We start from the raw sequence: 13,712 nt of genomic DNA, 5'->3' as shown, positions 1-13,712 counted from the left end.
TTATACAACTTCCTTCTGCAAAAACTGAACTTCGTATAAATTTTTATAGTATCCGTCTTCTTTTTTGAGTAACTCTTTATGAGTTCCCTGCTCTACTATATTACCAGCATCCATAACTATAATTTTATCAGCTTTTTTAACGGTTGCCAATCGGTGTGCAATAACAATTGAGGTTCTGCCTTTAGTAATTTTATCTGTGGCATTTTGAATGAGTTGTTCTGAATATGAATCGACAGATGATGTCGCTTCATCTAACACCAAAATACTAGGATTCGTAACATAAGCTCTTAAAAACGATATGAGTTGTCGTTGACCAGAAGATAACATAACACCTCTTTCTTTTACATTATAGTGATACCCCTTTGGTAAACTCATTATAAAATCATGAATACCAATATCTTTAGCCGCTTGTTGAACTTGTGTTTCTGTAATTTCCGGATGATTTAATGTAATATTATTTAAAATAGTATCTGCAAATAAAAATACATCTTGTAATACCACAGCTATTTGAGTACGCAACGATTCTAAAGTAACTTGTTTAATATCAATACCATCAACATAAATAACACCATCCTTAATTTCATAAAAACGATTTAATAAATTAATAATGGTGGATTTACCTGCTCCTGTTGCACCAACGATAGCAACAGTTTCACCCGCATTCACATCAAAAGAAACTCCTTTTAAAACTTCTTCATCTTCCACATAGCTAAAAAAGACCTTATCAAATTTTATATGGCCTTTAAAATGCGCTGCAACATGCGTTCCTGTATCATCAATTTGCGAAGTGGTATCTATAACTTTGAACACTCTAGTTGCAGCTACCATTCCCATTTGTAGTGTATTAAACTTATCAGCTATTTGGCGTAATGGTCTGAATAACATAGGGACATACATGATAAATGCCACCAAAACACCTTCAGTAACTTTTCCCTCCAGCACAACATTTAACCCCCCGTACCAAGCTATCAAACCAATGGTAATTGACGACGAAAGGTCTGCTATAGGAAAGAAAATAGAGTTGTACCAAACGGTTTTTAGCCAACCTTTTTTGTGCCTCTCGTTTATTTTTTTAAAGTTTTTATATTCAACAGCTTCACGGGTAAATAATTGCAAAATCTTCATACCTGTTAACCGTTCTTGCACAAAAGAATTTAAATTAGAGACTTCTGTTCTCACCTCTTCAAAAGCTTTCTTCATATACTTTTGAAAAATACGCGTTGCATATAATAATAAAGGCAACATGATAAATACAATCAAGCTCAATCTCCAATTCGTATAAACCATAACCCCAAAAACTGCCGCCATGGTAAGTAAATCTCTAAAGATCATGAATAAACCCTGACCAAAAATATCGGCAATACGTTCCATATCGGTCACCGCTCTCGTAATGAGTACTCCTACTGAAGAATTATCATAATACTTCATTTTAAAACGCAATAAATGATCGAATAATTTTATACGAACATCTACGACTAAACTTTGTCCTAACCAGGCCGCATAATAAATAAAGGCTAATTGAAATATTGTTTGAAAAATTAAAATAGCAAACATGATCATAATGTAAAAGAGAAACTCATTAGAGTTCTCGCCTGTAATACTATCATCAATAGCCAATTGAGTTACGCGAGGCGTGGCAGCACTAAAAACAGCCAATAGAATAACTAAAAGCACCAGCCCTAAAAAAACGAATTTATAAGGCTTTATATATTGAAAAAGACGTTTAAACAAAGTAACGTCGAATATTTTCTCTTGTTTTTTACTCATTTATCTTTATATCGTTAGGATATGTTACTTCTGTTAAATATAACCCGTGCGCGGGAACAGAAAACCCGGCTTCACTCCTATTTTTAGATTTAATAATGGTGTGTAAATCTTCAACATCCATTTTACCCAAACCTATATAAATCATGGTACCCACAATGGCACGTACCATATTACGCAAAAATCTATCGGCTTTTATTACAAAATGAAGCTCATCATTTTTTAAAGTCCATGTTGCTTTCATGATATCACAATAATACGTTTTTACATCGGTATTACTTTTTGAAAAGCATTGAAAATCTTTATACTTAAATAAAATCCCTGCAGCTTTGTTCATTTTTTCGACATCCAAATCTTGCTTCACAAAAAAACTATTATCAAACGAAAACACATCCTTTTTTAGTGCTATTCTATATAAATAAGTTCTACTTACTGCATCAAAACGAGCATGGGCTTCATCTTTTACATTAAAAATATTATGAACAGCAATATCTTTTGGTAAATAAGAATTCAATTTATAAGCTAAATTCGTTTTGTTAAAAACAGCATGGGTATCAAAATGAGCAAACATTTGGGAAGCATGTACACCCGTATCTGTACGCCCTGCCCCCATAATAGAAATAGTTTCTTTTAAAAGCATTGACAATGCTTTTTCCATAACTTCCTGTACTGAAATATCTTTTGGTTGATTTTGCCAACCGTGATATGCACTACCATTATAAGAAAGTTCTATAAAATACCTCAATCTGATTTAATACTTTTGTAAAATGAATACCATACCTATTTAAATTTACTCTACAGTCTATTTAAACAACATATTGGTATGCAAAGATAGATAGTTTTGTTATTCCTGCGAAGACAGACATCTTAATTATATATTAAAAGATTTTAAAATCAACTATGATAAAAATATTATTACTTTCCGATACCCATAGTTATATCGACAACGATATTTTAAAATATGTAAAACAAGTAGATGAAGTTTGGCATGCAGGAGATATTGGCGACCTAGAAGTAACGGATACTATAAAAAAATTAAAGCCTTTGCGTGCTGTTTTTGGTAATATTGATGATAATAAAGTGAGAATGGAATTTCCAGAAAACAATCGTTTTATGTGTGAAGGTGTTGATGTTTGGATAACACATATTGGAGGGTATCCAAATGCTTATAACATAAGGGTTCGAGACGAAATAAAGCTAAACCCACCTAAGCTCTTTATTTGTGGCCATTCACATATATTAAAGGTAATGCCCGACAAAAAATTACGTTTATTACATATGAATCCTGGAGCTGTTGGTAAACATGGTTTTCATAAAACACGTACGATGCTGCGTTTTACTATTGATGGTAGTAAAATTGACAATTTAGAAGTCATCGAATTTAATAAACGTTAAAGCCTTCCTAAATCTCTTCCCAAAGAGAAGGACTAACTCACTATTGCTACATATAATGCTTCAAGCATATTTTACATATTTTTATATAGAGTTGAGTGGGGTCAAGAGCAATTGTTGTGTGGCGTTGAATCATTTATTCATTCAGCTGAAACTTCTTAATTTCTAACAGGCACCCTAAGCCTAAACCTTCATTTTCTATGCTTCTTATATTAACCAATGATTTTTGATTAAACACAACTTTTGAGCATGATCCGTTGAGTGTTTCCCTCCTTTGGAGGGATTAAGGGAGGCTTATAAAAAAACCCAAAGCTTTCACTTTGGGTTTTAACGCACTAATACTACTAAGATGTTAGGTTTATCGTAATCGATCTACAGATTTTACGAGATCTTCATCCTTTTTGATGGCCTTATTGGCTAATGCCAAAAACACGATAGAAACAATAGGAAGAATCATCCCAATACCTTTCTCAGAAACCGCCGTTTCTCCAGATATGTTTAGAGATTGATATACAAAAAATCCTAGTAAAATAAAGTTTAATATGATGTTAAGTCGCCCCAAAACAAATTGAGACTTCCTATTTTTGTACATAAATATAGCTATTAAAGATAATATTGCAGAGCCTAAAAAGAATCCTAAGTATAGAATATCATCTTTAGCAAACATCGTAATACCTTCATCCGTAATCCACAAATGAAAGACAAAAATTAGACCAACAGAAATTCCTGCCGCCATTAAAAGGTATATAGTTTGAATACGCTGTAACATATAGTTTTAAAAACCTGAAAGCAAAAATAATAGTTTCTTTTATAAAAATACTCTTAAAACTTAAAATAAAGTTGTATAATTGCAGTAATAATTCTCAACAACCGCTATTACAAGTGGTTAATTCTTCAGAAAATAAGAAATCATTTTTCAGAATTACTCAAAATTTGTATTCAAAATATATTCAATTAAAGCATAAATGTTTGAAATTTCACAATTAAAAGAAAAGAAACTCTCTGATTTACAAGAGATTGCAAAAAAAATGAACGTTCCTAAATACCGTTCACTAAAAAAACTAGATTTAGTTTACCAAATACTAGATCAACAAGCTGCTGATCCAAAAGCGGTTAAAGCTGCTGTTTTACCAGCTGAATCAACAGAAAATAAAACAGCAAGTAAGCCAACTGAAAATAAACCAGCAGCAAGAAAACCTAGACAACGTGTTCAAAAACCTGCTAAAAGTACTCCTGTAAAAAACGAAGCAAAAAATTCAACAGATAAAAAGGTTGAAGCTCCTAAAACTACAGAAAAGACAGAAACCCCTAAAGCAGTTGAAAAGGTTAACGCTCCTAACCCTGTTCCTAAACAGAATAAAGATGAGCAAAAACAAGACAACAACCCAAACAAACAAAGAAACCAAAACGATAATCAGCAAAAACCGCATCAAAGAAGGGACAAAAATCAGCATAGAAATCAAAAAAATGGTAATGTTGATTCTGGTAATAAAGATGGTAGAAACCGCTACAGAGAGCCAGATTTTGAATTTGATGCGATTATAGAAAGTGAAGGTGTTTTAGATATTATGCAAGATGGTTACGGTTTTTTACGATCTTCAGATTATAACTATCTATCATCACCAGATGATATCTATGTTTCGCAATCACAAATTAGATTATTCGGTTTAAAAACTGGTGATACCGTTCTTGGTCATGTAAGACCTCCAAAAGAAGGTGAAAAATATTTTCCATTAATTAAAGTAAGCAGGATTAATGGACAAAACCCTAATGTTGTTAGAGACCGAGTGTCTTTCGAACATTTAACACCATTATTTCCACAAGAGAAGTTTACTTTGGCCGAAAAGCAGAGTACTATTTCTACCAGGATAATGGATTTGTTCTCTCCAATAGGAAAAGGACAACGTGGTATGATTGTATCACAGCCAAAAACAGGAAAAACGATGTTATTAAAGGATGTTGCAAATGCTATAGCAGCCAATCATCCTGAAGTATATCAAATGATTTTACTAATTGATGAACGTCCTGAAGAGGTAACAGATATGCAACGTAATGTACGTGGCGAAGTTATTGCTTCCACCTTCGATAAAGAAGCTCATGAACACGTGAAAATTGCGAACATCGTACTAGAAAAAGCTAAACGATTAGTTGAATGTGGTCATGATGTTGTTATTCTATTAGATTCTATTACGCGTTTAGCAAGAGCCTACAATACGGTTCAACCAGCCTCAGGAAAAATATTAAGTGGTGGTGTAGATGCCAATGCGCTCCATAAGCCAAAACGTTTCTTTGGTGCTGCCAGAAATATCGAAAATGGTGGTTCTTTAACCATTATCGCAACAGCATTAACTGAAACTGGTTCTAAAATGGACGAAGTCATCTTCGAAGAATTTAAAGGAACTGGTAACATGGAATTACAGTTAGATAGAAAAATTTCTAACCGTAGAATATTCCCAGCTATCGATCTTACATCATCAAGTACACGTCGTGACGATATACTACTAGACGAAAGTACGATTCAACGTATGTGGGTCATGCGTAAGTATCTTGCAGATATGAACCCAGTTGAAGCTATGGAATTTATTAACGATCGTTTCAAGCAAACACGAAATAACGAAGAGTTTTTAATATCTATGAATGGATAACATTCATATATAAATAAAATAAATACAAAAGCCTTAACATATTAATGTTGAGGCTTTTTCTTTAGCCAAAAAGCTTTTATATAATCTTTAACAAGCTAGTTTATAAAGATATAAAGATTCGTTATCTTAGTGTTTATATAATAGATATATTAATATTAACTATATATCTATGTTAGCACCATTTGAAAAAAAACAAGAAATGAAAGTTACAGCTGAACACAATGAACAAATAGCCAAAATAACATTTAGCTCAGTTTATCCTCATTATGTCACAAAGGTGGAGAAGAAAGGAAGAACAAAGGAAGAATTACACCAAGTAATTGAATGGCTAACTGGTTTTGATGAATTAAAAACACAAAAATTCATTAATGAAAAGGTAACATTTCAAACATTCTTCCAAAACGCTAAATTGAATCCGAACGCTCACCTTATTAAGGGAGTGATATGTGGTTATCGAATTGAGGAAATAAATAATTCGTTAACTCAACAAGTCAGGTTTTTGGACAAGTTGGTAGATGAATTGGCTAAAGGGCGAAAAATGGATAAAATTTTACGAGAAGAAAAAAAGACCAAAAATTCATCAAAGAAGAAGTCAAAATAGTAGTGGGGATTTAGAAAATAAAAAGCAAAAACACAACGAAGATGCATAAAAACAATTACCTAATTTTGGACTTAACCAAAGGTAATTACACGTTCGTTTGATATGTTTGATTTTCTTGTAAAAAATCCTCGCACGTAAACTCGTAACTATTCTTATACGCTACCGTTCTTGTAGGCAAATAGTAATCTGAAAGTTAGATAAGAAATTGGATATTTATGAAAAAAGAGGTTTTAGTAATTTTAGGTAGTCCTAATTCACCTTCCGGTAAGTTAAGTGATATTTCAATAAGCAGATTGAATTACTGCATCAATCGCTATCAGAAGCGGAACCTAATACTTTGTACTGGCGGATGGGGTAAACATTTTAACCTCTCAAAAAATTCACATGCATCATTTGCGAAACAATATTTAATTAAAAATGGACTTTTAGAAGAAGATTTTTTAGATTTTGCTTTGTCAGGAAATACGGTTGACGACGCTGTAAAAATAAAACCGATTATATCAAAATTGGGAAAAATCAAATTAACAATAATTACTTCTGATTATCATTTAAAAAGAGTGAAACTAATTTTTAATGAAATACTAAAAAGCTACACTATGGATTTTATTGGTGTAGAAAGTCATTTGGAACAAGAAGCATATAATGCGCTCATACAGCACGAAAAAAGCGCCATAAATTCTATTCTAAAAAACGGGCTTTATTATTAATTAGAGTAATAGAATAGTGTTTAGAAGCATTAAAAAGCTAGCCAATATTCAAAACAGATTCATAGTACTTTTTCTGAATTGATAAATATATAAGATGAAAATATATAAAGAACAGAAAGCCTACTTGTAACAAAAAATGTATGATACAGCTGCCCTATAGGACGACAATGTAGCATACTAACTATTACTGCAAGCACCACAAAACTGAAAACAGAATCATAAAATTATTATGAAATATTTTTATTAGTTAGGATTCCTTACTATATTTGCATCAGCAATTTTGCTTAAACCATTTAAACAATTAATTATGAGTAAATCAATCTTTTATCACGCCGGATGTCCAGTATGCATAAGTGCAGAACAAGACATACTTAACCTTATTAACCCTTCAGATGTTGAAGTTGTAAATTTCGCTGATGATAAATCTCGAATAAATGAAGCCGAAAAAACAGGTGTAAAATCTGTTCCTGCATTGGTAACTCCAAATGGAAATGTTCTTCATATCAATTTTGGGGCATCTATGGAAGATGTTAAAGGGTAAAAAATTTGCTGTTTATAGTTAGGAATCCTACTTATTTTAGAATTCCTAACTATAAAAACTTAGAAAAAATAGAAATTATGAAAGTATCAGTTTGGGACACCTATTTGAAAAGAGAAAATGGATTAATTATGCATTTTGATATTCTTGTTGACAATAAATTGACTGATGAAACCAAAATACTTGATTTTGGCAAGAATTATTTGAAAAACAAATCATTTAAAAGTGAAGCATTGACATCAAAAAAATGTGTATTCTGTCATATTGAAAATGCATCAGAATTAGTTATAAAAGAAATTAAAACAAAAGGTTATTACATAATCGAAATGGAAAATTGTAATTAACTATTTGAATAAAATAATTAGGATTACTAACTTTACCTGCAGAACTAAATAATTCGGCAGGTATTTTTATCAATGGAAAAAAGTGTTTTCAATATAGAATTTCAACAGAAAAGCATCACAAGTAAAATTGTTGTTGGTTTGGAGCGTATATCAGAAGTGTTTAAAAGTTTGCTTTGGGAGCACGCAAAAGTTATTGGTTTAAGCCCTATTCAAATTCAAATACTAATTTTCATTGCTTATCATAAATCCGAACTTTGCAATGTTAGTCATTTAGCAAAGGAATTCAATATTACAAAACCAACAGTAAGTGATGCCATTCGAATGCTGGATAAAAAGAAATATATCACTAAAGATTATTCTTTATCAGATAGTCGGAGTTATTCAATTTTATTATCTGATTTAGGTAAGAAGATGGTTTCAGAAACTGAAAATTTTGCAAACCCAATCGAAAAACAACTAAAAAATATTGAAACAGCAGATTTAGAAAATGTATTTGAAACATTGAGTAAGTTAATTCATCAGTTGAATAACAATAGAATCTTAACTGTTCAGCGAACCTGTTTTAGCTGTAATTTTTATGACAAATCTGAAAACAGGAATTATTGTAACCTGATGGAAAAAGAATTATTGACTCCTGATATTCGATTGGATTGTCCTGAATATGAAGAAAAATCAGCAGGAAACAATGTATAAAAGTTAATGTCATATGGTAGCATCTGGTACTTTTTTTGATATATCAATATAGACTGCTTCATTATAATTTTTTATATTTTTACAATTAGAGCTAATAAATAGGTTGCAAAAATTATTTCCTTTAACGAGTTCTCAAAGACCAGATATTCCAATTAGTTACTATAAACTAAAGGAACATGTTAGCAAACATTACAAAACTGAATGCAAAAAGTTGAAAAGTTCTCACCAGAGATTAACAAAGTTTACTTTATAGAAAAGCATACTCTCATTCATATTCTATCAGGTAAAGGTAGCATTCAGGTAGATTTTAAAAATTACTTTGATTGGCAAGAAAAAGCCATCTTTTTAGAAAAGGGACAATACATTAAATTTTTATCTGACGATTTTACAGTTAGAAAAATTGTATTTTCTAATGAAAGTAAATTTTATAACAGTGAAGTTAGAGTGCTATTCAAACATTTGATTTCATTAGGCTATATCGATTTGTTAGAATGTGAGGACTGCAATACTTTTCTATCTGAATCGACATTAACAGATAATTCTGCAGATATTATTGATATATCTTCTAAACAATGGTATTGGCAAAACCCTTTTAAAGCCAACAAAGAAGAATATCAAGTTATTTTTGATACAAAAGAAATTATTGACAAAGAATATTCAAATCATTTAACAGGAAATGATTTAGTTAGTTTAATTAATGATCGTGGTTATAACGCTCAGGCTTTAATTAAAAATAAAATTGGCTTATCTGTTAAGAATTTAATGAACTCAAAAAGGCTTCAAGAAAGTCTAAAGGAAGTTGCGTTTACAAATAAGAATATTCAAGAGGTATCTTATGAATTAGGCTTTAAAGATGATGCCTATTTTAATCGTGTTTTTAAAAATTCAACAGGTCAAACACCAAAGCAATTTAGAGAGCATTTTGATTTCGAAAATCGTGATTTGTTTTCCCAGAATATTATAGAACTTCTTCAAAAATATCATACGCAGGAAAGATCCCTTGGGTTTTATGCTAATAAGATGAATCTTTCGATAAAAGCGTTATCTAACAAAGTACAAGCTAAAATGAGCACTTCTTTAGGTCAATTAATTAGGTTAGAATTAATAAACACTGCCAAATTAATGCTTATTGAAGGAGAAACTATATCTTCAATATCGAGAAGACTAGGCTTTGAAGAGTCTAATCACTTTACAAGGTTTTTTAAACACTACACAGGAACTACTCCAACCGATTTTAAAATAAAGAATTTCTCGAAATAAACTATCCTCGTGGCAGAGTCATAGAGATATACTTTGCTTTAGCCTGTCTTGAGCGTATCCGATAGGCTCAGCACAGATCTCGTTCGTTTCATACCCAATCAAGTTGAGCACAGGTTTTCGACCTTTATGGTCAAAATCGAAATTTTGTTATTTAGATTCCCGTAAAAACGGGAATGACAATCCTGCCGGCAGGCAGGTTCAACGGAAACACCGAGGCAAAGCCTCGGAGAATTTTTTTCGATTAAAAAAGTACAATTCTTAGTCCTTTTTTTGTAGCACCTAAACTTTAATTTTCATCCATTTTTGCAGTGTATTAATCACATAAAATAAAAAAAATGAATATTAAAGAACAAGTACAAAAAATAGATACAATAGTTTCTCAAGGTGCTATTGTAGATGCCCTAAAAGAATTCTTTGCTGACAATGCAAACACATCGGATTATGGAAATGGTGGAACAAAAGGAAAGCTAGAAATGATTACAAAAATGGAAGGTTTTGCTGGAGCAATTGACAAAGTAAATGAGATTACCCATCATCATTCTATAGTAGATGGAAATGTTTCTGCATCCGAATTCACATTCAATTTCGACATGAAAGATGGTAATAAAATTTACTGGCACGAAATCATTCGTAGAATTTGGAATGATGAAGGAAAAGTAACCCATGAGGAATATTTTAACGCAGAGTAAAACGAATATTAACAATTAAAAAAATATAAGATGAAAATTTTAAAAACAACATTAATAGCATTCACAATTTTATTAACCACTAATCTATTTTCTCAAGATAAAATGGCAAACAATATTGACAATAGTAATATTGCACTTAAAGGCTATAGCCCTGTATCGTATTTGGACTTAGGCTTGGCTCAAAGAGGAAATAAAAATTACAAATCTGAACACAAAAAAGTAGTATACTATTTTACATCAGCTGAACAAAAATCAACATTTGATAAAAACCCAACAAAGTATTTACCACAATACGGAGGCTTCTGTGCATTTGGAACTTATGCAGGAGCTAAGTTTAGAATTGACTCAAATAAGTTTTTAGTTCATGACGGAAAGTATTTTTTATTTTTAAATAATGTAGAATTAGATGCTAAACAGCTATGGTTGGCGGAGAGCAATTATGGTAAATTAAAAAACACCGCTGATAAGAATTGGGTTAAGCTAAGTAAAACTCATAATTAATTATAATAAACGTTTGCTGACAACCTATTTAAGTAATAATGGTTTGTAATTTAAGTTGCTATTACTTCAAAAAAAAGACTGTCTAAAAAGACAGTCTTTTTTTTACAAAGAGCCGATGGAGGGACTCCCTTCGACTGCGCTCAGGATAAACTTCTTCTCCCAAGTCAAAAAACAGCTTTAAAACTATTCATTAACTTCTTTTACGCAATTAACTTCTTTGGAGCCGATGGAGGGACTCGAACCCACGACCTGCTGATTACAAATCAGCTGCTCTAGCCAGCTGAGCTACATCGGCTTATTTAACGGTTGCAAATATAATATCTAAATTAATATTTACAAGGCGTCCGTTAAAAAATTTATCCCAATTTATTGATTTTTTCAATTAAGGCTCTGCCTTTAGTTTCTAGCTCAGCATTAATTGCTTTAAAATGCGTTTTTGCATTATCTACATCTTTAGCATTTACTTTAGCTATTAATTCATCAAAAACGGCAATTGCTTCATCAATAATTGCTTCACTCTTCTTTGTATCTTTGTCTGTGTTTGCATATTCCCAAACGTAAACTGCTTCAATAATATCACCTAAAACATAATTAATGTCTTTTTTTAGGTCTCTAACATTTGCCATAATCTGTATTTTTATTTGATTGCAAAATTAAACATAAACTTCCAATAGTGTAGCATTTTTAGCGGCAATTTCATAATCAATAATTGCTGCAGGAAGTAATATTGTTTCTCCTTTTTTAATAGACTCAGAAATACCGTCAACCAAAATCTCTGCATCGCCTTCCACACACATATAGATTACAAATGAATCGTATTCATTTTTCTTTTTAAGTGTTTCAGTGACCTTTAAATAGCTCGTTGTAAAATAAGGACAACTCACCATTTCATTAGATTGATTTTCTGTTTTAGAATATGTTACTCTAAAATTATCAGGCATATTAAAATCGAATGCATCAATTGCTAAATCATTATGTAATTCTCTTTCATTACCAGCATCATCTACGCGATCCCAATCGTAAACGCGATATGTAATATCACTTGTTTGTTGTATTTCAGCTACCATAACCCCAGCTCCTATTGCATGAATACGGCCAACTTCAATAAAATAAGTATCTCCAACTTTTACTTCATCAAAATTTAAAATATCGGTAAGTGTTTTATCTTCTAAATGACTTAAATATTTTTCCGGAGCCATGTCTTGATTAAAGCCAACAATTAAATTGGAGCCTTCATCAGCTTGTAGTGTATACCACATTTCTGTTTTTCCGAAAGAATTATGTCTCTTAGCTGCTAACTCATCATTAGGGTGTAATTGTATTGATAGGTCTTCTCGAGCATCAATAAATTTAATAAGCAAGGGGAATTTATTTCCAAATATCCTATAGTTTTTATCTCCTATTAAATGGCCTTTAAAAGTTTCTAAAAGTTCTTTTAACGAATGTCCTGCTAAACTGCCATTTGATACTATGGATGTATCTCCTTCTACATCACTAATTTCCCAACTTTCACCAATATTTGGCAAATCACTTTCTTTATTTAGGATGGTTTTTAATTTTTGTCCGCCCCAGATTTTATCTTTTAAAATTGGGCTGAATTTGAGAGGGTATAAGGTATTGTTCATTTATTTTCCTGAATAGGTTACAAAATTACGAGGTGTTTCAAAAAGAGTAATCTCCAATTCTAAATATGCAGCCAATTTTGGCTTCACTTTATTGTAGATTACGACAGCTATATTTTCAGCCGTTGGATTTAAATCTTTAAATTCCGGTACTTCTACATTCAAATTTTTATGATCGAAAGCGTCTTCTACTTCAGATTTAATAATATCTTTTAAGATTTTCATGTCAATAACATAACCCGTTTCTTCATCTATCTCTCCTGTAATGCTAACAATGAGTTCATAATTATGACCATGAAAGTTTGGGTTATTACATTTTCCAAAAATAGTGTCATTTTTCTCAAAACTCCAATCTTTTCTATACAAACGGTGTGCTGCATTAAAATGTGCCTTTCTACTAACAGTTACTCTCATTTGGAAATGTTTATATGTTCGTAGAATTTATCAAAAATCACCTTAAACCATGCTGTATACAAGTCCGGTTGAAGCAAAATATCTGCCTTAACTTCTTCTAAAGGCATCCATTTCCAATCTGCTACTTCATCTGGATTAATAATGGGTTCATTATTATAATTACCCAGTAAAACATGATCGTACTCATGCTCGGTTAACCCATTATCAAATGGCGCTTTATAAATAAATGAAATCGATTCCTGTAAGTCTACTACAAATCCCATTTCTTCTTTCAAACGTCTTTTTCCTGCCTCAATATTAGTTTCTCCATCACGTTGATGACTGCAACAAGTATTGGTCCAAAGTCCTGGAGAATGGTATTTTCCTAAAGCCCGTTGTTGTAGCATTAATTCATTTTTATTATTAAAAATAAAAACTGAAAATGCGCGATGCAACAAAGCTTTTTCATGAGCTTCCATTTTTGGCATCAATCCAATTTGCTCATTTCTATCATTAACAAGAATTACTTTCTCTTCTTCCATAGAATAGCAAAAATACCAAGT

17 protein-coding genes and 1 tRNA gene are annotated in these 13,712 nt (G+C 31.5%); 10 read left to right on the top strand and 8 right to left on the bottom strand.

All coding sequences use genetic code 11. From position 1 onward, the window contains the following. Both Q4Q47_RS21750 and truA read right to left on the bottom strand, forming a co-directional pair. The gene (locus tag Q4Q47_RS21750; RefSeq protein ID WP_303308834.1) at positions 1-1,767 is read right to left on the bottom strand and encodes an ABC transporter ATP-binding protein; all 1,767 of its coding nucleotides are present in this window, start codon (positions 1,765-1,767) and stop codon (positions 1-3) included. Next, a complete protein-coding gene (gene truA / locus Q4Q47_RS21745; protein ID WP_303308833.1) occupies positions 1,760-2,509 on the bottom strand; it encodes a tRNA pseudouridine(38-40) synthase TruA in 750 nt (249 codons plus the stop codon). The genes Q4Q47_RS21750 and truA overlap by 8 nt, the downstream gene beginning before the upstream one ends. A 155-nt stretch (positions 2,510-2,664) precedes the next feature. On the opposite strand from truA, the gene Q4Q47_RS21740 reads away from it, so the two are divergent. Next, the gene (locus Q4Q47_RS21740; protein WP_303308832.1) at positions 2,665-3,159 is read left to right on the top strand and encodes a metallophosphoesterase family protein; all 495 of its coding nucleotides are present in this window, start codon (positions 2,665-2,667) and stop codon (positions 3,157-3,159) included. Positions 3,160-3,514: 355 nt separating this feature from the next. Here the strand turns inward: Q4Q47_RS21740 and Q4Q47_RS21735 are convergent, their stop codons facing one another. Then, positions 3,515-3,925, bottom strand: a complete 411-nt coding sequence (locus Q4Q47_RS21735) for a DUF4293 domain-containing protein (protein WP_303308831.1) — start codon at positions 3,923-3,925, stop codon at positions 3,515-3,517. 196 nt (positions 3,926-4,121) lie between these two features. Here Q4Q47_RS21735 and rho point away from each other — a divergent pair, with 196 nt between their 5' ends. The 9 genes from rho to Q4Q47_RS21690 all read left to right on the top strand — a co-directional run bounded on the left by rho (position 4,122) and on the right by Q4Q47_RS21690 (position 11,134). Beyond that, entirely contained in the window at positions 4,122-5,801 is a 1,680-nt protein-coding gene (gene rho, locus Q4Q47_RS21730; protein WP_303308830.1) for a transcription termination factor Rho, read from the top strand. Positions 5,802-6,000: 199 nt separating this feature from the next. Then, the gene (locus Q4Q47_RS21725; RefSeq protein WP_303309177.1) at positions 6,001-6,402 is read left to right on the top strand and encodes a DUF2200 domain-containing protein; all 402 of its coding nucleotides are present in this window, start codon (positions 6,001-6,003) and stop codon (positions 6,400-6,402) included. A gap of 215 nt (positions 6,403-6,617) precedes the next feature. Next, positions 6,618-7,109, top strand: coding sequence for a YdcF family protein (locus Q4Q47_RS21720; RefSeq protein WP_303308829.1), 492 nt, complete (start codon positions 6,618-6,620; stop codon positions 7,107-7,109). Between the two features lie 307 nt (positions 7,110-7,416). Continuing rightward, complete coding sequence (locus tag Q4Q47_RS21715; protein WP_303308828.1) at positions 7,417-7,650, top strand: thioredoxin domain-containing protein; 234 nt, start codon at positions 7,417-7,419, stop codon at positions 7,648-7,650. Positions 7,651-7,727: 77 nt separating this feature from the next. Further along, positions 7,728-7,991 (top strand): DUF2024 family protein, encoded by a 264-nt coding sequence (locus Q4Q47_RS21710; RefSeq protein WP_303308827.1) that lies wholly within the window; start codon positions 7,728-7,730, stop codon positions 7,989-7,991. 72 nt (positions 7,992-8,063) lie between these two features. Then, positions 8,064-8,684 carry a MarR family winged helix-turn-helix transcriptional regulator gene (locus tag Q4Q47_RS21705; protein ID WP_303308826.1) on the top strand — a complete coding sequence of 207 codons (621 nt, stop codon included), beginning with the start codon at positions 8,064-8,066 and terminating at the stop codon, positions 8,682-8,684. Positions 8,685-8,885: 201 nt separating this feature from the next. Continuing rightward, entirely contained in the window at positions 8,886-9,944 is a 1,059-nt protein-coding gene (locus Q4Q47_RS21700) for a helix-turn-helix domain-containing protein (protein ID WP_303308825.1), read from the top strand. Between the two features lie 335 nt (positions 9,945-10,279). Beyond that, positions 10,280-10,633 (top strand): nuclear transport factor 2-like protein, encoded by a 354-nt coding sequence (locus tag Q4Q47_RS21695; protein ID WP_303308824.1) that lies wholly within the window; start codon positions 10,280-10,282, stop codon positions 10,631-10,633. 30 nt (positions 10,634-10,663) lie between these two features. Then, positions 10,664-11,134, top strand: a complete 471-nt coding sequence (locus Q4Q47_RS21690; RefSeq protein ID WP_303308823.1) for a YHS domain-containing (seleno)protein — start codon at positions 10,664-10,666, stop codon at positions 11,132-11,134. A 218-nt stretch (positions 11,135-11,352) separates the two neighbouring features. Here the strand turns inward: Q4Q47_RS21690 and Q4Q47_RS21685 are convergent. The 5 genes from Q4Q47_RS21685 to idi all read right to left on the bottom strand — a co-directional run bounded on the left by Q4Q47_RS21685 (position 11,353) and on the right by idi (position 13,691). Beyond that, positions 11,353-11,429 (bottom strand) — tRNA-Thr (locus Q4Q47_RS21685). Between the two features lie 61 nt (positions 11,430-11,490). Further along, positions 11,491-11,760: a hypothetical protein gene (locus Q4Q47_RS21680; RefSeq protein ID WP_303308822.1), complete on the bottom strand. Its 270-nt coding sequence runs from the start codon at positions 11,758-11,760 to the stop codon at positions 11,491-11,493. A gap of 27 nt (positions 11,761-11,787) precedes the next feature. After that, positions 11,788-12,759 carry a type I phosphomannose isomerase catalytic subunit gene (locus Q4Q47_RS21675; RefSeq protein WP_303308821.1) on the bottom strand — a complete coding sequence of 324 codons (972 nt, stop codon included), beginning with the start codon at positions 12,757-12,759 and terminating at the stop codon, positions 11,788-11,790. Next, positions 12,760-13,170 (bottom strand): 6-pyruvoyl trahydropterin synthase family protein, encoded by a 411-nt coding sequence (locus Q4Q47_RS21670; RefSeq protein ID WP_303308820.1) that lies wholly within the window; start codon positions 13,168-13,170, stop codon positions 12,760-12,762. Continuing rightward, complete coding sequence (gene idi, locus Q4Q47_RS21665; protein ID WP_303308819.1) at positions 13,167-13,691, bottom strand: isopentenyl-diphosphate Delta-isomerase; 525 nt, start codon at positions 13,689-13,691, stop codon at positions 13,167-13,169. The genes Q4Q47_RS21670 and idi overlap by 4 nt, the downstream gene beginning before the upstream one ends. Between the last annotated feature and the right edge of the window lie 21 nt (positions 13,692-13,712).

Origin of the sequence: Flavivirga spongiicola (assembly GCF_030540825.1) — a bacterium.
GTDB lineage: Bacteria > Bacteroidota > Bacteroidia > Flavobacteriales > Flavobacteriaceae > Flavivirga > Flavivirga spongiicola.
Note: the sequence above shows the minus strand (reverse complement) of the source record. Positions and strands in the feature narration are given on the sequence as shown.